The sequence below is a fragment of the Borrelia persica No12 genome, from assembly GCF_000500045.1.
In the GTDB taxonomy this organism is placed as follows: Bacteria; Spirochaetota; Spirochaetia; order Borreliales; family Borreliaceae; genus Borrelia; species Borrelia persica.
Genome location: NZ_AYOT01000146.1, coordinates 262933 through 285960, shown reverse-complemented (window position 1 = coordinate 285960; position 23028 = coordinate 262933). Strand labels below are relative to the sequence as shown.

The following is a 23028-nucleotide window of genomic DNA, read 5'->3' as shown; positions in this document are numbered from 1 at the left end:
TAAAAATTTTTAAAGAGAGTAATTAATTTTATGTTAAATCATTTTAATTTTAAATTGAAGAGAGATGTTACAATCATAGTTCCAGGTGAGGCTTTTGTATCAAATGATAGGGTTATATCTACGATACTTGGATCTTGTGTTTCTGTTGTGCTTTATGATGGATTGCGTAAACTTATAGGTGCAAATCATTATGTACTTGTGAAATCCGATTCGGCTGTAGATCATGATAAAAGGGGTAGATATGGTGTTTATGCTATTCCTATGTTAATTGATGCTATGATGCAAAATGGCGCATCAAAGAGTAATCTTAAAGCTAAGCTTTTTGGAGGTGCTAATTTTATGGCCAGTGGGATGATGCAGGTGGGTGCTGAGAATTCATCATTTGCAGTTGATGCCTTGACTAAGCATGGTATTCCAATTTTGGCTCAGGATTTTGCTCAGTCTAAATCCAGAAAGATTTTTGCTTATCCTGAAAATTTTAAGGTTGTTGTTGAATATCCAGATGGTGTTAGAGTTTTTTAGTTTTTTTGTATGAACAAAGTAAACTTACATATTAATTTTGATATTTTTTTTTATTTAAAATTAATTTTTTAAATTGTGTTATATTTAATATGTGGTAGTTATGTTTAGTCTTAATTTTAAATTTTGATTTTATTTTAATATTTATTGGAGATTATGGATGGAGAATATTGTCATACGTTATTTTAAACAGATATCTCAGATTCCTAGATGTTCAAAAAATCTGAAAGGTATTAGTGATTTTATTAAAGAAGAAGCTAAAAAATTTGGATTTTCTTTTAAAGAAGACAGCGTTGGGAATATTGTAGTTAATATTAATGCTAATGGATGCGATAACATTTCACCTGTTATTTTGCAGGCTCATACAGATATGGTTTGCGAAAAAGATGAATTTGTTATGCATGATTTTTCAAAAGATTCTATTAGGGTTATTGAAGATAATGGATATTTTGTTGCATCGGGTACTACTCTTGGTGCTGACGATGGAATTGGGGTTGCAATGATGCTTGCTATTATGAGTGAGTCTCTTGCTTTTAAACATCCTGCTTTAGAACTCCTTTTTACTGTTGATGAGGAGATAGGCTTAATAGGTGCTGTTGGACTTGATCCTAATTTGTGTAGTGGTAAAATGTTAATTAATCTTGATGGAGAAGAGGAAGGCTATTTTTTAGTTGGATGTGCTGGTTCTAGACTTGTTCATGTTAATTTTGAGCCAAAATATAGAAAATGTAGGAAAAAAACATGCGTTGAGATCTTATTTACAGGTCTTCAAGGAGGCCATTCTGGTGCTGACATTCATATTGATTTGGCAAATTCTTTGAAATTAATTTTTTTTGCTTTAAATATACTTAGGACAAAAATAGAATTTGAGATTGGACATATATCTGGTGGAGATAAAAGCAATGCCATTCCTAGGGAATCAAAGGTTTTAATATTAATTGAAGATGAATATTATTCCTTTTTAGAAAGAGAATTAGAATTATTTAGATGTAATTTTCAGAAAATGCATGAATTTGAGACTGATTTTGAGATTATTTTAAAGAGAGTTGATTTTTCTGGTGATGTTTTGGATGATGTAGATCAGTGTAAACTTTTAGATATGGGAATGGCATTTTTGAATGGAGTCCAAAAAGTTAGAGACTATGGTGAAAAACTTATTGACACGTCTTTAAATTTTGCTAGTCTTTTGAGGGTTGGTAATGAATATCAATTTGCATTTACAATAAGATCTTTCTTGGATATTCAAAAGGAATATATTTATTGTCATTTAAAGGCTATTGGCAATCTTTCGGGTGCTAATTTGAAAATAATTTATGATTATCCTGCTTGGCAACCATCAAAGCATAGTGAATTGTTAAATCATCTGAAAAATGTATATAGGGATATGTATTCGAAGGAAGCTAAGATTGTAATGATTCATGCTGGTCTTGAGACTGGAGTAATATCTGCAAAGCTTGGCGGGATAGATGCAGTTACAGTTGGGCCTTGGATCAACTTTCCTCATACACCAAGAGAACGTGTTGATATTGCTTCAGTTGTTAGAGTTTATGATTTTTTAAAGAGAAGTTTAGAAATTTTGTAGTTATATATTTTTCATATTATTTTGTGTTGAATGTATGTTTTAGTTGACTTACTCTTTGAATATATATAAAATGAAATTTGCGTGTAATTGAGTGATTGGTGGTTGTAGCTCAGTTGGTTAGAGCACCGGGTTGTGGTTCCGGGTGTCGCGGGTTCAAATCCCGTCAATCACCTTTTATTTTTGTTAGGTACACCTATAGCTCAATTGGATAGAGCGTTGGACTTCGAATCCAAAGGTTGCAGGTTCGATCCCTGCTGGGTGTGAAGTGTTGTTTTTGTACTTGCAAAAGCTTTTTAAGTTTTGTATACTACCTAAGGTATGCAGGAGTGGTGAAACTGGCAGACACGCTAGACTTAGGATCTAGTGCCTTAGGCATGTGGGTTCAAGTCCCACCTTCTGCAAAAAATGCGAAAGTAACTCAGGGGTAGAGTGTCACCTTGCCAAGGTGAAAGTCGCGGGTTCAAATCCCGTCTTTCGCTTAAATTTATAAATTATTAGTGTTAATCTATTTTAATTAGAGGAATAGTGTGATATTAGATAATGATGTAAAATTAATGCCTGGTTCTAAGGTTCAGGCTGTTATTAAAATTTCAAAAGAATTTGTTAAGAATAAGTACAATGAAATTTTAAAAGATTATTCTTCTCGTCTTAAGATTAAAGGATTTCGGGTTGGTATGGTTCCTTTTAGTGTTATTGAAGGCAAGTATTCTGATAATATAAGGGCTCTTACTATAGAAAAGTTGGTGAATAAATCTTTGGAGGAATTCTTTGGGTGTGCAACTTATAAGCCATTAAGTTGTGCTGTTCCTAAAATATTAGATGAAAAATTAGAAATAGATTTTGATAAAGATTTTGAGTTTACTTTTGTTTACGAAGCTTATCCTGAATTTGAAATTTCTGATATATCAGAGTCAGATTTTAAAGTAGAAATACCAGAAGTTACTGTTTCTGATTCGGATGTGGAAGATGAACTTAAATTATTACAACTTGAAAATTCAGTGCTTGTTGAAGACAGTGGTAGTGTTAAAGTAGGTAGTATTGTTAGGGCAAATTTTGTTGAACTTGATGATTCTTTAAATGAGATTTTGGAAACTAAAAGGCAAGATTTTGTGTTTACTATTGGAGAGTCTGATAATTATTATGGGTTTGATGATGATATTATTGGGATGAAGAAGGATGAAGAGAAAATAATAGAGAAAAATTATGATGTTGATTATAGATTTAGTAAACTTGCTAATACCTTCAAGAGATTAAAAATAGTTGTTAAGGAAATCAAGAGACGTGATATCCCTGAACTTGATGATGATTTTGCAAAAGATATTAGAGATAGTTTAAACACTCTAGAAGAACTTAGAGAATATATAAGAGAAAATATGTTAAAAATCATTAAGGAAAGAAGTGAATCTCTCAAATTTTCAAAATTCTTGTATAATATCGCAGAGAGGTTAAATATAGAGGTACCATCTGTCATGTTGGAGGCTGAATTAAAGAATGTGATTAATGAATTTTCACATCAAAATAAGATTAATCTTACTCAATTGGGTGATTCTTCTATAAATTTGGAGAGTGTTAGTGATGTTTTAAAGGAAAATGTACTTAAAAAATTAAAGTCTAAATTGGTTTTTCAAAAAATGGTAGATAATGATTTAAGAGAAGTTACAGATGCTGAGTTAGAGGATGAACTTATTAAACAGGCTGAACATTCAAAAATGACACTTGAAGAGATTAAAAAATTTTATAAAGAAAGAAATTTATTTGGATTTTTAAAGGATGAAATTAAGAGACAAAAAGTTAAGGAAAAAATTTTGCAAGATGTGGTAGAGATTAGACTTGAAAAAATTTCCTTTAGAGATTTTGTTAATTATAAGACAGGTGAATGATGATAAGAGGATATATGCATAATTTAGTGCCTACTGTTGTGGAACATACTGGAAATTATGAACGTGTGTTTGATATATATTCAAGATTGTTAAGAGATAGGATAATTTTTTTGAGTGGAGAGATTAATGATCTAAGAGCGGATACAATCATTGCTCAACTTTTGTTTTTGGAATCTGAAGACTCTAAAAAGGATATATATGTTTATATAAATTCTCCAGGAGGTAGTATTACTGCAGGACTTGCAATTTATGATACTATGCAGTATATCAAACCAGATGTAAGAACGATTTGTATTGGGCAGGCAGCTTCAATGGCTGCGTTTTTGCTTGCAGGAGGTACTGTGGGGAAAAGAGAGTCATTGTCGTATTCACGGATAATGATTCATCAACCTTGGGGTGGAATAGGTGGTCAAGCTAGTGATATTAGTATACAAGCAAATGAAATTATAAGACTTAAGAGGTTGATAATAGATATTATGTCTGAAAAAATAGGAGTTCCTAAAGAAAAATTATCTCTTGATATTGAAAGAGATTATTTTATGACGCCAAAAGATGCTTTAAGTTATGGAATTATTGATGGCATTTTAGTGAGAAATTAATTTGAATTTTAGGTGAGATTTATATGGCAAGAAGTAAAAGTCAAAAAATTGAAGGATGTTCATTCTGTGGTCGTACTAGCGCTGAGGCTGAAGGTAAGCTTATTTCGGCAAATTCTGTTGCCATTTGTTTTGAATGTTCAAAAATATGTCATAATCTTTTTAAAGAAGAGTCAGACAAGCCAGCAAATAATAGGGCCCCAAGAAATCTTCCAACCCCTAAGCAGCTTAAGAATCATTTAGATAAGTATATTATTGGACAAGAAGATGCTAAGAAAGTATTGTCTGTTGCTGTTTATAATCATTATAAAAGGATCTTTAAGGGAAATAAGAGAGATAATAGCGGTGTTGAACTTGAGAAATCAAATGTGCTACTTGTAGGACCTACTGGTAGTGGTAAGACTTTGCTTGCAAAAAAGTTGGCAGCTGAGATGAATGTTCCATTTGCAATTGCTGATGCTACAACGCTTACTGAAGCTGGATATGTGGGAGAGGATGTTGAGAATATTTTACTTAAACTAATCCATGCTGCTAATGGAGATGTGACTTTTGCAGAAAGAGGTATCATTTATATAGATGAGATAGACAAGATTGCAAAGAAAGGTGAAAATGTGTCAATTACAAGAGATGTATCTGGAGAAGGCGTGCAGCAGTCTTTGCTTAAGATAATTGAGGGTACTATTGCAAATGTGCCACCAAGGGGTGGTAGAAAGCATCCTTATGAAGATACTATTGAAATTAATACTCATAATATACTCTTTATATGTGGTGGAGCCTTTGTTGGTCTTGAGAATATTATTAGGAAAAGAATTAATAAGACTTTTATTGGATTTTCATCTTCAGGTCGAAAAGATACAGGTGTAGATAATTCTTTAAAATATTTAGAAATGGAAGATTTAATTAAATTTGGACTTATTCCAGAATTTGTAGGTAGACTTCCCGTGCATTCTTATCTTGATAAATTAGAGAAAGAAGATTTAATTAAAATATTAGTTGAGCCTGAAAATTCTATTGTAAGGCAATATTGTCATATGTTTAAGATGGATAATGTTGATCTTGTATTTGAAAAGGCTGCGATTAGTGCAATTGCAGAAGAAGCCATGCTTAAAAATACGGGTGCTAGGGGCTTGCGTTCTATTTTAGAAGAATTACTTAAAGATGTGATGTTTGAGATACCTTCAAGTAAACAAATTAAAAAAGTTATTGTCACTAAAGATTCTGTTTTAAATGCTGATATTGCGCCCTTAGTTTTAACAGGAAGGCATGTTAATAAGCCTTGGGCAAAAGAACTTTATGAAATCAATTCTAAATCTAATTAGTTCTAAAAAAGATGACCTTCCAGTTATTGTTGTAAAACAAAATGTTTTTTTTCCCCATATGACTCTGTGGGTTAGTCTTGATAATGATGTTGCCATTAATGCGGTATATCAGTCTATGCTGGAAGATCGATTGATCTTATTTTTTTGTGTTAATGATCTTAAGCCTGATGCTGTTGATGACAAGCTTGATGTGAATAATTTATATTCTGTTGGTATTTATTCAAAGATTATTCAGGTTATAAAAGTTACTAAGAATTTAGTAAAAATTTTAGTTGATTTTCAAGATAGAGTTGTTCTTAAGAATGTTTTGAAGAAAAATAATTATCTAAGGGCAAAAGTTGATTTTATATCTGATAAATGTGAATTTAATGGTGAACTTTTTGCTTATACTAAATTTTTAAGAGAAACGTATGATACTTATAAGTCTTATTTGCCTCCCGAAACATTCAAAGATGATGAGAGTTGCAATTTTTTTGATAGTCCGTCTAAACTTGTTGATATTATAGCTTCTAATGTGGATTTGGAATATAGAGTTAAGGTAGAACTTTTACAAGAATTAGACGTTAAGTTGAGAATAGAGAAATTAATCGTAAATTTGAATATTGAGACTGAGCTTTTAATACTTAAGAGAGATATTAAGACTAAAGTTAAATCTAAGCTTGATAAGGGACAGCGAGAATATTTTTTAACTGAACAAGTTAAGGAGATTCAAAAGAGGTTAGGTAGGGATGAGACTGATTATCTTGAGAGGTTGGATTTAAAGGATATTCCTCAAGATGTTAAATTGAGAATTGAGAAAGAAATATCTAGGTTGGCTCGTACAAATGCCAATTCTCCAGATGCCAATATTGTTAGGAATTATATTGAGTTGTTGCTTGATTTACCTTGGAATGAAAATACTGAGATGCAAAATTCTTTAAAGGAAATTGAGCTTATTTTAAAAAATTCTCATTATGGTATGGATGAGGCTAAAGAGAAAATAATGAATTTTTTAGCTGTTTATCATATTAATTCTAAGGTTCAAGCTCCTATTTTATGTCTTGTAGGGCCACCTGGAACTGGAAAGACTTCTGTTGCTTTCTCTATTGCTAAATCTCTCTTTAGAGAATTTTCCAAAATTTCGCTTGGTGGACTTAGAGATGAGACAGAAATTAAAGGGCATCGTAGATCTTATGTTGGGGCTCTCCCTGGGGTTTTCATTAATGCAATCAAAGTTGCGGGTAAATCTAATCCTGTTATTCTTCTTGATGAGATAGATAAGATTAGCGGTTCTTATAAAGGGAATCCAGGAGCAGCTCTTTTAGAAGTGTTAGATGCTGAACAAAATTCTAGGTTTGTTGATCATTATCTGGAGATTCCGTATGATCTCTCTAATGTTTTATTTGTGGCAACAGCCAATTCAATAAATGAAATTTCTAAGCCTCTTCTTGATAGAATGGAGATTATTAAGATAGAAGGGTATTCTTGTTTTGAAAAATTGGAAATTGCAAAGGATTTTTTAATACCAAAGATTATTAGGGAAAGTTGTTTAAATAAAGTTTATATAAAGGTAGAAGATGATGTTATTTTGCATATAATTAGAAACTATACTATGGAGTCTGGAGTTAGGAATTTAAAGAGAATTTTGACCAATTTATTTAGAATGGTTGTAAGAGAATTGCTTTATAGTTATTCAAAGGAAGATATTATTGAAGGAAATTTTTATTTTCCAAGTTCTTTGATGCATGGTAATAATTCACTCTTTACTCATGATCCTGATGTTCGTGGTATTTATAAGATAATTAATATGTATAACTTTCGTTTGTATGTAAATTGTGAGTGTAGATTTAATTTGATGAAAATTGATTCTTCTGGATTTGTTTATGGTCTTGCTTGGACAAATTATGGTGGTGCTGTACTTCCTGTTGAAGCTATTAAGTTTGATAAGAAAGGTGATATTATTTTAACGGGTAGTCTTGGATCTGTTATGAAAGAGAGTGCGCAATTGGCATATTCTATTGTTAAGACTTATTCTTCTAAACTTAATTTTGATATAAATGAAATTCCAGAAATTCATATTCATTTCCCAGAAGGAGCTATACCAAAAGATGGACCTTCTGCTGGAATTACTATTGCAACGGCTATAGCTTCTGTTTTGTCTGATAAAAAAGTACCTTTAGATGTTGCAATGACTGGAGAAGTTACTCTTAAAGGTTTAGTTCTCTCTGTAGGAGGTATTAAAGAAAAAGTGCTTGCAGCTTATAGGAATGGCATAAATAAAATTATTATTCCAAGAGATAATGAGATAGATTATGTTAAACTTCCAGTAGATATTAGAGATAATATTAATGTTAAGTATGTTTCTCATTTAAAAGAAGTATTTGATTATTTAAATATTATTTAGAATTTATATGATAAAATCTATTAAGGAGGAACTATGAAAGATGGAGTTAGAAAACCGTCAGGTAGTAGGACATCATTGAGTTTTCAAGGTTTTAATAAAAATTCAATTAAGAATAACTTTTCAAACCTTGTAAATAGTAATTTGAGTAAAAATTTTGCAAAAAAGAAAAAAGGTAAATAGCATGGCACTAGCCATGCTATTTTTTAAGTTATGCTCTCTTAGAGTAATATTCAACAATCATTTGTTCATTTGCAAGGGTAGGTATCTCATCTCTTGCTGGGAGCCTGGTTATCTTTACATTTAAATCATCGGCGTTTACTTCTATCCAATCTGGTAATTTTCTAAGTGCAGATGTTTTTTCTATATTAGATCTAATCAGCTTCTTTAAGCTGTCTTTTTCTTTTACTTGTATTATGTCATTTGCTCTTAAGGTAATTGATGGGATTGTTACTCTTCTTCCATTAAGTATAATAATTCCGTGTGAAACTATTTGTCTTGCATGAGCTCTTGAAATGGCAAATCCAGCTCTGTAGACAACATTATCAATTCTTCTCTCAAGCAATGCCAAAAGGTTGTCACCAGTAACTCCGTGTTGTCTTCTTGCTTCTTTAAAGATATTAGTGAGTTGTCTTTCACTTATACCATAAGTAAATTTTACCTTTTGTTTTTCTATTAATTGTTTTCCATATTCTGTTATTTTAGATCGTCTAGATCTCCCATGCATTCCAGGCGGATTGGGTTTCTTTTTAAGTAATTTGTCGTATTTTGGTTGTTCAAAGATGTTAACACCAAATCGTCTAACTAATTTTCCTTTAGCTATATTTTTCCTGTTCATTAGTTCCTCACATTTAAATAGCAGGGATAGGACTTGAACCTACGACCTTCGGGTTATGAGCCCGACGAGCTACCAAACTGCTCCACCCTGCGTCTTAAAATATAATTTAACACAATTTTGCTTATAGTGTCAATTGATTTTGTTTTCTTATATCAATATATGAATCTCGCATATCTCTTGATAATATTCTTTTATTATATATTTTATTTTATCTTTTTTTTGTATTAATTTTTCTAAATTTTCTTCACGGTTTAAATCTAGCTTGATATAAAGATTTAATTCATTTCCTTGATGATAAAAATTAATTTCTCTAAAGTTGATATTCATATTTTTTAATGTATTTTTTATTTCTCTTTTTAAGTCTATGTCTTGTTTTGATAAAAGATTGTTTGCATTGTTGATAATTACGTGTAGTCCTTCTTTGATCATCATAAGACTAATGCATATGGATATTATTTTGTCAAAACCTGTCCATACATAAGTTGCAAGTAATAAACTTAATGTGGTGCCACCGTGAGAAAATATGCAATTTTTATCGGATGATGATAATGCTAGTAGTAAATAGTTGTTATATCTTTTACCGATTTGGAATTTTACCATATGTTCGATTATCTTTACTAAAAAGAATATAAAAGGTATTAATGGTATCCAGATACTTTTTTTAAAAGAATTATTTGAGAATATTTCTAATATGTTTTCCTTATCATCGTGTTCATGATGATTATGCAATGCAGATTCCTTAGTAAAATGTATTATTTGATTTAATCCTGTTGTTTTTACAAATATTGTAAATCCTGAGATTATTATCACTATTCCTATAATTAATGCTATTAGGTTTTCCATTTTTTTATATCCATAAGGATAGTGAATTGTTTCTGGTTTGTCTGTAATTTTTAAACTGAAGTATGTAATTGTGGATAAAATAAAATCTGATGTGACATGAAGTGCATCTGCTATTAGTGCAAATGAATTAAAAAGAATACCAACAGTAAGTTTAGATGCTATTGATGCTATTTCTGCTAGTACTGAGATTAATCCTATTCTCATGATTATTGTATTTTTTTTTATTTCAGGATTTAAATCTTTTTCGTATGTACTGTTGTTATTTATAAATCCTAGATTTTGCAACTCTTCTCTTATATCATTGATTTTGCATAATACTTTTTGTATTTTGTTTTTTTTTCCATAATAGATTAAATTACGTATTAATATTTTTTCTATCCCTTCTGCGTGAAAATTTGGATCCATGTAAAAATGATTGATTTGAATTGTTTCATCTTGTATTTTAGCTTTTAAATATGAAATTACCTTAACATTGTTTTCTACATGAGCTATGTAAATTTCGTTTTTTTCTATCTTTCCAAGATTTAAATGAGTGCAGTTATTGATATTTTTGTAAGTGATTATTTTAATCATATTTGCACTTTTCCTTTAGTTTATTGCATAATCCTATTATGTGTAAAGATAACATTATTTTTTTTAATATTCAATTAATTGTATTAGCTTAAATGAAGTGGAGGAAGTTGATGTTGCAATCTAAATTATTTGTTAAAAAGTGTAAAAAGTGTATTTCTAAGGATGAAATTTTAATGAATAATGTGAAGAATGTCGAGAATGTTTTTTATGATTTTCTTAAAATCTTTGATAAGAAAGCTTTGGAAAATGTGTTTAATTATTATTATGAAAATTTTAATTTTGATAAGGGAATATATGCTTTTATTGATGAATTTATTCCAATTATTAATTTTTTGTCATTAGAAATCGTGGATCATGAGTTTAATTTTGATGAGAAAAGAATTATCTTAGAAATTTTTGATTTATCAGCAGGTACCATTAGTTCCAATCAGTTAAGTGAGTTTGCTAAGGCTATTGTTTCTCTTGGCGTTTTAAAGTGATATTTAGATTTTATGCTAAATCCTTTATGTAAGATTTGTATGTTATGTTATTTGATTTGCTTGAAATATTTTTGATAGTTCTTCTTTGTTAAATGGAAATTGAAGTAAATCTTTAAGTGTGTAAGTTTTTAGAACCGTTTTACTTATATTAAATTGGTTGGGATCTGTTATTAGTATTTTAGTATCATCTTGGAAAAACTCTGACATTACTTGACGACATATTGCACATGGAACACTTGCTGGGATTGTTGTGATTAATATAAAATCTATTTTTTGTGTTCCAACAGATGATATCATGTTTATTATTGCAGCTTGTTCTGCACATCGAGTTGCTCCAAAACTTGCATTTTCAACATTTGAACCTTGAAAAAATAAATTGTCTTTAGTTTTAATACAAGCTCCCACTTTGAATTTTGAATACGGAGAATATGCATTATTTCTTGCAGCTTCAGCCAATTGAAATGCTTTTACAATTACGCTTTGTTCGTTGTTATCCATTTATAAATCCTTAAGATTATGATACGTTCAATTATAACATGATGCTTATAATTTTTTATGAAAATATTGTAAAATATTTAATTATAAGATGTAATTATTGCTTTATATGAAAGGTTTGTTAATGTTTTTTTATGATAGATGTTATTGAATTTATTAAAAAGTATGACAATTTTATTATTGTTGGACATAAGGATCCCGATTTTGATTGTATTGGTTCATCTTTAGCTTTGGCTTCTTTTTTGCGTAGAATAGGTAAAAAGGCTATTATGATAAATGAAGGTCCATTTGTAAGGAAAGAGATACTTCCCTTTAGAGATCAATTTTTGTCTAGATGGCCGGATATTAATTCATCAGGTTATGCTGTTATTATTTTGGATTGTTCCATCTTTGATCGCATTGGAGATGAATTTGTTTTTTATGTAAAAGATATGCCTATTCTTGTTATTGATCATCATGCTTCTGGAGATAGGTTGGATACCCTTGGATATATTGATCCTAATGCTCCATCAACAACTTTTTTAATTGAAAAGTTAATTAGAGCATCTGGATATGAAGTTACTAAGGAAGAGGCATGGTATATTTTAGTGGGATTTTGCACAGATACAGGATTTTTTAGATTTATTTCAAATAGTGATCCTGAGCCTTTTGAAATGATAGCCAGGCTTGTTTCTAAAGGTTTAATCCTTAAAGATATCTATAATTATGTTGAATCTGTGAAAAGTTTAGCTTCAATAGATATGCTTGGTGTTATGCTAAATAATCTTAGAACATATTTTGATGGAAAGGTATTGTTAACTATTTTACCCTTTAATTCTAAGAGAGATAATAGTGTTAGTGGTGTGAATGAGCTGTTTTATTCACTTCTCTCTAATGTTGAGAATAATGAGATATTAATTATTTTAAAGGAAACAGAGGATGGTTCTATTTTGGTGGGACTTCGTTCTAAGGAATATTTTGATGTGGGGGAACTTGCAAAATGTTTTGGAGGTGGCGGACATAAGCATGCCAGTGGATTTAAGGTAAAAAATAGTGCTTTAAATCTTTTGGAGAATCAAATAATTGCATATATTAAGGATGCTATTAATTTTTAAAATTCATTAAAGGTATTTGTCCTTGTGGGTTGAAATCTTCTGTTAAAGTTAAAAATCCAGATTTAAAAGATAGTGTTGTAGTTCCATATACTATTACTATGTTTTCTATCCAGTTAAGTTTTTTAATGTGTTGGGGAGTAAGGGAGACGATTATACTTATTTTATCTTTATATTCTTTCAGGTTTTCTATGTATTTGAGACTGGCAGGCGTTGATATATTAAAAATCACTTGTTCATTTTTTTCAATTAAATTTTTTATTTCTTGCAATTGTTTGGGATTTATTTTGTTTAGTGGATAATAGTCGTAATAATATCCATAATTATTTTTAAATATTGTTTTCCCTACCTGAATCATTGTTTTATAGGGTGATATTAATAATGTTTTTTTGTCCTTTGATAATTTTTTTGATATTTTTATTTTTGTTATGCCTCTTAATGTATTTTGCTCAAAAAAAAATTTGGCTTCTTTTGTAGGTATTTCTTGAGCATTTTTATAGTTTGGAAAAATGTCTTTTTTGTTTCTTTTTTCTTTTAAGTATTCTAATTTTATTCTAAGTATTCTTTTATTGGATTTGATAATGTTTTCTCTTATTTCATTGTCTTGTTGCATAAGATTTAATAATTGATTATATGCGTTGTTTTGTATATTTTCGTTTAATGATATTAATAAAATGTCAGTTTCTGTTCTGATAATTCGTTCAATTGTGTCATAAATACTTTCATTTTGATATCTCACTGCATTCATCAACAGGTCATCTGTTATTATTAAATTTTCATATTTTAAGTCTCTTCTGAGTATCTCTTTGATAATTTTGATTGATGAGGAGGCAGGTATTGCTTTGCCATTTGTAAGCATTGGATATGCTAAGTGTCCACTCATAATCATTGGAATGTTTTCTTTTATTAGTATTTTGTATGGTAATAATTCATTTGTTTGAATTTCTTTTAAATTTGAACTTATTATTGGTATTTTTGTATGAGAATCAGTAATGGTATTGCCATGTCCGGGAAAGTGTTTTGCCGTTGAGATTACTCCTGCTTGTTTTTGTCCTTTGTAAAAAGCCAATGCAAATAGAGATACGATTTGTGGATTATTTGAATATGTTCTTGGTCCTATTATAAAATTTTCTTCATTGCTATAGATATCTGTTATTGGAGCAAAATTCATGTTAATTCCAAGTTGTTTTAATTCATTTGCTATGTGGTATCCTGTAAGATAAGAATCATTTGGTGATAGAGTGGCTGTAATTCCAAGATTTCCTATTGTTTTTGATGTGTGAAGTTTAACATGTTGTGTCCATCCACCTTCTTGGTCTGTTGCTATAAATAAAGGAATTTTAAATCTATTGTTTTGAGACATTGATTGTGCTTTATTTATGCTTTCTATTAGCTTGTGCAAATTTTTTGCATTCCATCCAAAGATTTTAATTCCACCTAAATTTTTTTCTTTTATGAAGTCTAGAGTAAATTTCGTTATTTGTTCTTTTGGATAGCTTATCATAAATATTTGTCCCAATAATTCTTTGTCATTCATTTGACTTACTATTTGTTCTATTAATTTTTCTTTGTTTTCTATGCTCCAAAAATCATAAGCAGAGCAATTATTGTTAATTAAGAAGATAATTATATAAATAATTTTTTTCATTTAAACCATACCAGTTTTTTTTCGATTTATAAGTATATCATATTGTTTTGAATTTCCTTATTTCAAGTTTATTGATATTTTCAAAATCATTTCAATATATTTTTTGTACTTAAATTATAAATGAATTGTTATTTCCGATTTATGTTAGATGTTTTAATTGATTATAAGTATTATTTTTTGAAATTTTGTTATCATTTAGAGTTTTGATACTGCTTTTTAGTAAAAAATTAGTAAATATCATAAAGAGTGTGGTTTTATATTGACAAAATATCTTTGAATTTATACACTTTAATGGCTGTAAGCTGATGTAGCTCAGTTGGTTAGAGCACTCGGCTCATATCCGAGTGGCCGTGGGTTCAAGTCCCTCCATCAGCATTAAGGAGTTTGTATTATGAGAGTGGCAATTGTACTTGCAGATGGTTTTGAAGAGATTGAAGCTGTAGTTCCTATGGATATTTTAAAGCGTGGAAATGTTGATTTGAAAGTTGTAAGTTTAAATGATAATAAACTTGTTTCAAGTTCTAGAGGATTTATTTTTGGAGCAGATGAAAAAATATCAAATTGCACATCGGATCATTTTGATTTAATTATACTTCCTGGAGGAATGCCTGGTGCTACAAATCTTTTTGAATCTAAGGATTTAGATAATATTTTAAGAAGTATGAATTTACAGGGCAAGTTGATTGCGGCTATTTGTGCATCACCAGTAGTTGTTCTTGCTGCAAAAGGACTTTTGGGTAAAAACAAGTTTACCTGTTATCCAGGACTTGAGAATGGTGTTATTGATGGCAAGTTTGTTGATGAGGCTGTTGTTATTAGTAATAATTTTATCACTTCTAAGGGTGTTGGCACGGCTTTTGAGTTTGCTTTTGCTTTACTTAAGATTGTTAAGGGTGAGAGTGTACTTGAGGATGTTAAAGCGAAGGCCTTGCTTTGATTTGATTTATGTATCATGAGGTATTGCTATTAGGTATTTATTTTGTTTAGAGGAAATATCTTGAGTTAAAATTTTATATCAATCATTGTGATTGTTTTTGATGAGATTGTAAGTGTCTTCAAGTATGGTTAATTCTTCATTTGTTGGTATTACAAGTATTTTTACCTTACTTTTGCTGCTTGATATGTCAGATTCTTTATTTTTATCTATTGCTAAATTGTTTTTTTGAAGATCAATGTCAATTCCAATTTTTTTAAAGCCTTGAAGTGATAATCTTCTGATTTCATAATCGGTAACACCGATTCCTGCTGTAAAAATTATTGCATCAATATTAAAGTCTAGAACGGCAAGATAAGAACCAATATATTTTTTGATTCTATAAGCCATTATTTCAACTGCAAGTTTAGAATTGTACTTGTTATGTTCAATTTCCTTCCAAATATCTCTTAAATCATTTGATTTGCAAGATATGCCCAGTATACCACTTTCCTTGTTAAGGATATCTTCAATTTGTCTTGGAGTTTTTTTTAATATTTTGCTCATTAAAGGAAAAATGGCAGGATCTATATCTCCACTTCTTGTGCCCATTACTAGTCCTTCAAGAGGAGTTAGACCCATGCTTGTGTCGTGTGATATTCCTCCCTTAACAGCATTAATACTTGCTCCATTGCCTAGATGTAATATTATTAGATTTAGATCGCATATATACTTGTTAAGTATTTTTGCGGCTCTTTTAGTTATATATGCATATGATAAACCGTGGAACCCATATTTTCTAATATGATAATCTTTATACCAAGAATATGGTACGGCATATAAGAATGCGTTTTCATTTATGGTTTGATGCCATGATGTGTCAAAACATGAAACTTGTTTTGTATTTGGAAATAGTGTAAACACTTTTTCTATTACTTTTATTGCAGTTGGATTGTGAAGAGGTGCAAGGTAAGATATTTGTTTTAATTCATTTAATATGTTTTTGTTAAGTATAACTGAGTTTTTAAATTTTGGACCTCCATGTACGACTCTGTGTCCTATTCCTTGAATTTCATCTGGGTGATTGATAATTTTTGTTTTTTTGTTTGTTAAAATTTTAATTAAATGTTTTAGTGCTTCTTTGTGTGATTTGATATTTAGATTTGTTAGCTCGAGGAAGTTATTTTTGAACTTAATTTTGATTATTGATTCTTTTGTTTTGATTTTTTCAATTATTCCTGATGCTAATATTTGTGTGTTTTTATGTTGATGTTCATAGAGTGTAAATTTTAATGAGGAACTTCCTGTATTTAATATTAATATTCTCATATTTTATCCAATTATTCTAATAATACATTTAAATTTTTATATATCCAACTTATTTTGTCTGTATTTTGAATGATATTGGGATTTAGATTTAAAAAAATCGAATTTTTATATTCTTGATTGAGTTTTAAGATAGTGGGATTATCTTTAATAATTTGCATTATCCTTGTAACAGGAATACTATCTATATCTAGATATTCAATTTCAAGTAAGCCATTTCTTTCTTTAAGGCTTGTAATATTGAGTTTTTTTGCAAGTAATTTTAATTCTGATAAAATAAACAGGGTATTGAGTTCATTGGGTATTGGTCCAAATTTATCATAAATTTCGGCTCTTATTTGGTTATTTTCTTCTTCACTTTGAATTGCTGAAATTCTTTTGTAAATTGATATTTTATGTTTTTCATTATTTATGTAGTTGTCGGGAATAAATCCATTGTAATTGATTTCAATGTTGATTTCATTTTTCTTTGAAATTTTACCCATTCTTTTTTCAATTGCTTTATTTAACATTGTTAAGTAATAATCGAGTCCCATAGATTCAATCTCACCATGTTGTTCTCTTCCAAGTAAATTTCCAACACCTCTTATTTCCATATCTTTCATTGCGATTTGAAATCCTGCTCCAAGTTCTGAAAATTCAGATATCGCTCTTAGTCTTTCAATAGCACCTTCATTGAGATTTGAATTTTCTTTATATAAGAAATAGGCAAATGCTTTTTTTGAACTTCGACCGACTCTTCCTCTTAGTTGATATAATTGTGCAAGTCCAAATCTATTTGCATTGTTGATTATTATTGTATTTGCATTTTCAATATCTATTCCATTTTCAATGATTATTGTTGCTAGTAGTACTTGATATAATTTATTTATAAAATTATGCATGATATTTTCAATTTGTTCGCCTGTAAGTTTTGCATGAATAATTGCAATTCTTGCATAGGGGACTACTTTTTCTATCATTGCTTTTATTGAATCTAGTTCTTGAATATTGTGATGTACAAAAAAAACTTGTCCATCTCGTGAGAGTTCATTTTCAATTGCATGTTTAATTAATATTTCGCTAAATTCTTCAACGTAAGTTTCTATTTTAATTCTGTTTTGGGGTGGAGTTTTTAAAACAGAAATGTCTCTTAGTTTGATTAATGACATGTGAAGAGAACGAGGAATTGGAGTTGCTGAGAGCGCAAGAGAATCAACAGAGACTTTTATTTCTTTTAATTTTTCTTTTTCTCTAACTCCAAATCTTTGTTCTTCGTCAATAATAATTAGACCCAAGTCTTTATATATTATTTTTTTGGATAGTATCTTATGTGTTCCAATTATGATGTCAATGCTTCCTGTTTTAAGACCTTGCATAATTTCCTTTTCTTTTGATTTGTTTGTAAATCTGCTGATCATTGCAATTTGAATTGGAAAGTTTTTAAATCTTTTTTTAAAGGTGTTGAAATGTTGTTCTGTAAGAATTGTTGTTGGAGATAGTATTGCCACTTGTTTTTTCCCCATAACAGCTTTAAATGCGGCTCGCATTGCAACTTCAGTTTTTCCAAATCCAACATCCCCGCATAAGAGTCTGTCCATTACTTTGGCACTCATCATGTCTTGTTTGATTTCTGATATTGCTGTTAATTGATCTGGAGTCTCATCATATGGAAATTCTGATTCAAATAATAATTGCCATTCATCATCTTGAGGATACTTAAATCCTGTGGTGTTTTCTCTTTCTGCATAAAGTTCAACAAGTTGATCGGCAATTGCATCGATTTTTTTCTTTGCATAAGCCTTTTTCTTTTCCCAGGTTTTTGAGCTTATTTTGTCTAGCTTTATATTTTGAGCTTCATTTCCAATATATCTTTGAATGAGGTGTGTTTGTTCAATAGGAATAAATAATTTTTCATTATCAGCATATTCAATTTCAATATAGTCTTTTTCAATAAGGCTTGTTTTAATTCTTTTTATTTGTCTAAATATTCCAATTCCATGGTTTATGTGGACAATATGACTATTTTTTTCAACTTCGATAAATGAATCAATAGGTTTTGTTTTTGATGATTCGAAGTTTTTATTTGTTTTTTGTTTTTTATTAAAGATATCTGCTTCGGTAATAATAGCTATTTTGTTTTCATTTATTATAAGTGAGCTTGATATTTTTATAACTGTAATTTTGATTTTAGGTATGTCTTTAAAAATGTATTTTAATTTTTCTTTTTGTGAGTTAGATTCTGCTGCAATAATTACTTGAAATCCATTATTAAGCCAGTTTTGTATTTCCTGTTTTGCAAGTACAATATTTGAAGAAAATCTATGCTCACTTTCAATTTGAAATTCTACAAATTCTTTTGTTTGGCTGTTTGTATTGGTTTTTGTGAAATAGATATTGGTCTTTAATTTTAAATCATTGGCATTAATGAAGATTTCTTTTGGTGCTATTATTTTTATGTCTGATTCTATTGCTTGGCTATAGAGTTTGTCATATTCTTTATATATTTGTTTGATTTCTTCTCTTAAGTCTGGTATTTCAAAATTGATAATTAGTGTATTTTCATTGATTTCTTGACTTAGTAAAGTCTTTCCTATTAATGGATAAAATGCTTCTTCTATTCTTGCATTATATTTTGTTTCAATTTGTTTAAAGAATTTTTTATATTCATTTTCTTTGATGTGATTTTTCAATTTACTTATGTTTTTTTCACTCCAAATTATTTCTTTTTTGGGAATTATGTCGAATTCGTAAATGTCATTTTTGTGGTTTAATTGGGTTAAAGGGTTGAAATAGTGTATTTGTTTTACTTTTTCAGTATTAAGAGAAATTCTTATTGGTTCTTTGTGATTAAATGAGTGTATGTCTATTATTTCGTTCTTTATTGTAAATTCTCCAGGTAATGTAACCCTCATTGTTTTTTCATATCCCAATTTTATAAGTTTTTTTTCAAAATTTTCTATATCAATTATCTTATCTGTTTGAATTTTGTATATGTTATCAAATAGATTGTTTTTTGAAGGGATTTTGCTAAGTAGGGATTTGAGTGAAACAATATATATGCCAGGATTATTTTCATAAAAGTTTATTAAAAATTTTACTCGATCGCAAAAAACTTTACTTCTTGAGCCAATTCCTTTATATACCAGAGGACTGAAATAATTGAGTTCGTATATCTGATCTGTAATTTGCGTTAAATCGTTTTTAATTTCGTCTGATATATTTTCATTTTTAACTATTAATATCACTTGATTACTATTACTATATTTTTTGATTTTGTGAATTAAAAAAGCTTTAAAAAACCCTTCATATCCTGTTAATGTGAAGGATATATTTTGTTCAATAAATTTTTGTATTTTTTTTAAATTTTGATTGTCATTTAATTTTATAGTCAATTCTTTTTCTATATTCATTTTTTACCTTTTTGTTTTTGTAGTTTAGTATAATATTATATATATAATAGATATGTTCTGCGTCGTTATGTATAATATTAATTATATTTTGAGGGGTTTATGGAATTTAGAAAGTTATTCTTTGTTTTGTTTTTTATGATTGTTCCTTCGATTTTTTTTTCTGGGGATTATAAGGGGCTTGATTTTAAAATAAAATTTTTCAATCAATCAATTTATCGTGTTAATAGTAGTATTTCTGTTGAAGTTTCGATTAGTAACTTGTCTGATGATTTGCTTACTCTTGAGATAGGAGATATTAATACTTTTGGTTTTGATTTTGATGTTACTGATACTACCAATATAAAAGTTAAGAGATCGCTTGAATATGTTAAAGACAGATCAAAAAATATTGTAATTCCTGTAAGAACTCTTAGTTTAAGGCCCAATGAGAAATTTTCTGTAGTGATGAGTTTAAATCAATTTGTGCAATTTGATAAAGATGGTGTTTATTTTGTTAAAGGTGTATTTTTCCCATATATTTCTGATCCTCAAAAGCGTGTAGAATCTAATGTCATTACTTTATTTTTAAAACCTAAAATGGATAATGTTTCAGAGACATTTGACTTTTCTAATTTAGCTTCCAATCGTGAGGTACAAAATGTTTTAAAGAGAGAAAATTTATCTCCTGATAAAGTTATAGAATATTTATTTTCAGCATTGCGACTTGGAGAGAGAGAAAAATTCTTTTTATATATTGATATTGAAAGTTTTATTTTAAATGATCAAAATAAATCATATCTCTATAAGCAAGAACTTAAATCGGGTTCTAATAATATGATTGAAGAGTATAAGGAATATTTATGGAATAATAGCAATTCTTATATTTCAAAGGTTCCAAGTAAATTTTCTATTGTTGAGACTACTTATACGGATTCTACGGGGAGAGTTGTCTCTGATGTGTATTTTGAAGATGGTCATTTTCATCTTGCTAAGCGGTATACCTTTTTTTTAAAGAAGTATGATTATTATTGGATTATTTATGATTATACTGTTCAAAATACTGGAATTAAGGAGAAATATTAGGCCTTTTATTTTGAAAATTAAAGGGTTTTGGATTGTTTTATATATAATAGGTTCTATTGATTTGTATGCTGATATTAAGCATAAAGTTGTCAAAGGGGACACTCTGTATTCAATTTCTATTAAATATAAGGTACCAGTAAGAGAACTTAAGAATGCAAATAATTTAAAATCTGAGAAAATTAAAATTGGACGTGTATTGGTTATTCCAAGTTCTTCTAAGGCTAATATTGCTACTAAGAAGGTTATTACCAAAAAGTATGATGAGAAAGTAAAGATTGGTAATAAAAATGTTGTTAGTAATAAAGTTAGCAATAAGCATGATGCTAAAATTCATGTTGTTAAAGTTGGGGATACTATTGAAGATATATCTAAGAAATATGGCATTAAGGAAAAAGAATTAGTTGCTTGGAATAGTTTGATTTCTAAAATTCTTAAGGTTGGCTCTAAGTTGAATTTAGATGAGCCTGATTTTTTAAAGCCATATATCGTTAAAAAGGGTGATTCACTTTCAAAACTTTCTGTTGATTTTGATATTAGTATTGCAGATATTATACGATTTAATTTTTTAGATAATAAAAATTTGGTAGTTGGACAAAAACTATATCTAAAGAGAGCTTCTGGCAATATGCATTTTCATTATGTAAAGCGAGGAGAGACACTTGGTAAGATAGCATATATTTATGGTATTACTGCAAAGCATATTGTTCGTTTGAATGGAGATAAGGCAATAAATTTAAAGGCAGATTCAATTTTGGATGTTTCTAAAGTAGTAGAATCAAATTTATCAGCTCCTAATGTTGAGCAATTAAAGGAAGATGCGGTAAATAATGAAGTTTTTGTGTATCATAAAGTTTCTATTGGTGAGACCTTATATAGTATTGCTCGTCAGTATGGAGTTTTGCTTGAAGATTTGAAGAGTTGGAATAATTTAATTGGAAATTATATTTTTCATAACCAGGAACTTAAGATTTATGATAAGAACAAAAGGTCGGTTGTCGAAAGTAGAGCTTTAGATGGAATTGTAGGTGATTCTAGTGATTCTAAGAGTAAGGTTAAAGCGATTGCAAATGTTGTTTCTTCTAAGAATAAAAAGTTGAATTTGAATTTTTCTAATATTTTAGAACATAAAGATGCTTTTGATATTAGTTCTTTAGTTGTGCTTGAACCTAAAATACCTATTTTTGAGGTTAATGGAATCTTTTATTATTGGTATAAATCTAAAAAAGTAAGTCAACCAAGTGAATTTTATTCAGAAGATTGGTATTCACCTCTTAATGCATATAAGAAGGCAAGTCAGCTTTTTAATAGTTTTGAAAATCTTGTGCAATCTCGTCCGATTAAAAATAATAGGCTTAAAAATAAATTGATAATTATTGATCCTGGACATGGTGGACTTGATCCTGGTGCTATTGTTAAAGCTAAAGATGGACTTAATAATGAAATTTTTGTTGTTGAGGATGAATATGTTTATGATATTGCTTTGAGGCTTTATGTTTATCTTAAAGAATATGGGGCTAATGTTGAACTTACTATTTTATCTCCCGATCATTTAATTAGGGATAGTTTAGCTGCTAATAATACGTTTGTTAATATTAAGAATGAAGTTTATAATGATTATGATTTAAATAAGACAGATACAGTTGATTCTTGGATAAATGGTACTTTGGAAGGTTTGAAAAAAAGATTATTGGTTGTCAATAAATTTGTAAACAAATATAAAAATATTAAAAGAGAAAATATTCTTTATATTAGTTTGCATGCTGATAATAGTATTGGTGCACCTAGGTGCATGGGATTTTATTATCAATCTGAAGATGGAAAGGGATTTGATGATCATTCTAAGAATATGATTGAAAAAATGACAGAAGATTTTAAGAGACCACCTTATATTAAAGGACAAAATCTTTATATGTTAAAAAATAATGTTGTTAAGATTAAATTGTTAGTTGAAGTTAGAAACTTGGCATTTGATGAGGAAGCTTGGGCAATTAGATCTTCTAAGCTTAGAGATTTGGATTCTAAAATTCTTGCTAATGCTATTTTAAAAATTTTATAAATTTGTTGATTGTTTTTTCTGGATTTTGATGCTTGA

The 23028-nt window shown here is 29.1% G+C and carries 18 protein-coding genes and 6 tRNA genes; 17 read left to right on the top strand and 7 right to left on the bottom strand.

Annotated elements, in window-relative coordinates:
• Positions 1-30 precede the first annotated feature (30 nt).
• From U881_RS0104605 to U881_RS13065, 11 genes are all read left to right on the top strand, one after another.
• Positions 31-522, top strand: a complete 492-nt coding sequence (locus U881_RS0104605; RefSeq protein WP_024653435.1) for a chemotaxis protein CheD — start codon at positions 31-33, stop codon at positions 520-522.
• A 157-nt stretch (positions 523-679) separates the two neighbouring features.
• Positions 680-2101: a beta-Ala-His dipeptidase gene (pepD, locus tag U881_RS0104600; RefSeq protein WP_024653434.1), complete on the top strand. Its 1422-nt coding sequence runs from the start codon at positions 680-682 to the stop codon at positions 2099-2101.
• A gap of 97 nt (positions 2102-2198) precedes the next feature.
• Positions 2199-2274, top strand: a tRNA-His gene (locus U881_RS0104595).
• 16 nt (positions 2275-2290) lie between these two features.
• Positions 2291-2364, top strand: a tRNA-Arg gene (locus tag U881_RS0104590).
• 57 nt (positions 2365-2421) lie between these two features.
• Positions 2422-2502, top strand: a tRNA-Leu gene (locus tag U881_RS0104585).
• A 6-nt stretch (positions 2503-2508) separates the two neighbouring features.
• Positions 2509-2580: transfer RNA gene (locus U881_RS0104580), tRNA-Gly, on the top strand.
• 48 nt (positions 2581-2628) lie between these two features.
• Positions 2629-3981: a trigger factor gene (gene tig / locus U881_RS0104575; RefSeq protein ID WP_024653433.1), complete on the top strand. Its 1353-nt coding sequence runs from the start codon at positions 2629-2631 to the stop codon at positions 3979-3981.
• A gap of 14 nt (positions 3982-3995) precedes the next feature.
• Positions 3996-4580: an ATP-dependent Clp endopeptidase proteolytic subunit ClpP gene (gene clpP, locus U881_RS0104570; RefSeq protein WP_024653432.1), complete on the top strand. Its 585-nt coding sequence runs from the start codon at positions 3996-3998 to the stop codon at positions 4578-4580.
• Positions 4581-4603: 23 nt separating this feature from the next.
• Positions 4604-5896: an ATP-dependent protease ATP-binding subunit ClpX gene (gene clpX / locus U881_RS0104565; protein ID WP_024653431.1), complete on the top strand. Its 1293-nt coding sequence runs from the start codon at positions 4604-4606 to the stop codon at positions 5894-5896.
• Positions 5871-8279 carry an endopeptidase La gene (lon, locus tag U881_RS0104560; RefSeq protein WP_024653430.1) on the top strand — a complete coding sequence of 803 codons (2409 nt, stop codon included), beginning with the start codon at positions 5871-5873 and terminating at the stop codon, positions 8277-8279. Before clpX ends, lon begins: the two co-directional genes overlap by 26 nt.
• A 33-nt stretch (positions 8280-8312) precedes the next feature.
• A complete protein-coding gene (locus U881_RS13065; protein WP_200861715.1) occupies positions 8313-8459 on the top strand; it encodes a hypothetical protein in 147 nt (48 codons plus the stop codon).
• Between the two features lie 28 nt (positions 8460-8487).
• Here the strand turns inward: U881_RS13065 and rpsD are convergent, their stop codons facing one another.
• From rpsD to U881_RS0104540, 3 genes are all read right to left on the bottom strand, one after another.
• Positions 8488-9114, bottom strand: a complete 627-nt coding sequence (gene rpsD, locus U881_RS0104550; RefSeq protein ID WP_024653429.1) for a 30S ribosomal protein S4 — start codon at positions 9112-9114, stop codon at positions 8488-8490.
• 18 nt (positions 9115-9132) lie between these two features.
• A tRNA-Met gene (locus U881_RS0104545) sits at positions 9133-9206 on the bottom strand.
• Between the two features lie 55 nt (positions 9207-9261).
• On the bottom strand, positions 9262-10530 hold the full coding sequence (locus tag U881_RS0104540; protein WP_024653428.1) for a cation diffusion facilitator family transporter: 1269 nt from the start codon (positions 10528-10530) through the stop codon (positions 9262-9264).
• 110 nt (positions 10531-10640) lie between these two features.
• On the opposite strand from U881_RS0104540, the gene U881_RS0104535 reads away from it, so the two are divergent.
• Positions 10641-11009 carry a hypothetical protein gene (locus tag U881_RS0104535; RefSeq protein WP_024653427.1) on the top strand — a complete coding sequence of 123 codons (369 nt, stop codon included), beginning with the start codon at positions 10641-10643 and terminating at the stop codon, positions 11007-11009.
• Positions 11010-11051: 42 nt separating this feature from the next.
• Here U881_RS0104535 and cdd read toward each other — a convergent pair whose 3' ends face one another.
• Positions 11052-11507, bottom strand: coding sequence for a cytidine deaminase (gene cdd, locus U881_RS0104530; protein WP_024653426.1), 456 nt, complete (start codon positions 11505-11507; stop codon positions 11052-11054).
• A gap of 131 nt (positions 11508-11638) precedes the next feature.
• Between cdd and U881_RS0104525 the strand changes: the two genes are divergently transcribed.
• Positions 11639-12598, top strand: coding sequence for a DHH family phosphoesterase (locus U881_RS0104525; RefSeq protein WP_024653425.1), 960 nt, complete (start codon positions 11639-11641; stop codon positions 12596-12598).
• Here the strand turns inward: U881_RS0104525 and U881_RS0104520 are convergent.
• Positions 12588-14132 carry a glycoside hydrolase family 3 N-terminal domain-containing protein gene (locus tag U881_RS0104520; RefSeq protein WP_051374045.1) on the bottom strand — a complete coding sequence of 515 codons (1545 nt, stop codon included), beginning with the start codon at positions 14130-14132 and terminating at the stop codon, positions 12588-12590. The two genes, U881_RS0104525 and U881_RS0104520, sit on opposite strands and share 11 nt — an antisense overlap.
• A 412-nt stretch (positions 14133-14544) precedes the next feature.
• Here U881_RS0104520 and U881_RS0104515 point away from each other — a divergent pair.
• Positions 14545-14618: transfer RNA gene (locus U881_RS0104515), tRNA-Met, on the top strand.
• A gap of 16 nt (positions 14619-14634) precedes the next feature.
• Complete coding sequence (locus tag U881_RS0104510) at positions 14635-15180, top strand: DJ-1 family glyoxalase III (RefSeq protein ID WP_024653423.1); 546 nt, start codon at positions 14635-14637, stop codon at positions 15178-15180.
• 78 nt (positions 15181-15258) lie between these two features.
• Here the strand turns inward: U881_RS0104510 and U881_RS0104505 are convergent, their stop codons facing one another.
• Positions 15259-16485 (bottom strand): acetate kinase, encoded by a 1227-nt coding sequence (locus U881_RS0104505; RefSeq protein ID WP_024653422.1) that lies wholly within the window; start codon positions 16483-16485, stop codon positions 15259-15261.
• Positions 16486-16496: 11 nt separating this feature from the next.
• A complete protein-coding gene (mfd, locus tag U881_RS0104500) occupies positions 16497-19874 on the bottom strand; it encodes a transcription-repair coupling factor (protein ID WP_024653421.1) in 3378 nt (1125 codons plus the stop codon).
• Positions 19875-19973: 99 nt separating this feature from the next.
• On the opposite strand from mfd, the gene U881_RS0104495 reads away from it, so the two are divergent.
• Positions 19974-20936, top strand: coding sequence for a hypothetical protein (locus U881_RS0104495; RefSeq protein WP_024653420.1), 963 nt, complete (start codon positions 19974-19976; stop codon positions 20934-20936).
• A complete protein-coding gene (locus U881_RS10800; protein ID WP_038363710.1) occupies positions 20893-22992 on the top strand; it encodes a LysM peptidoglycan-binding domain-containing protein in 2100 nt (699 codons plus the stop codon). The genes U881_RS0104495 and U881_RS10800 overlap by 44 nt, the downstream gene beginning before the upstream one ends.
• The last annotated feature ends 36 nt before the right edge of the window (positions 22993-23028 follow it).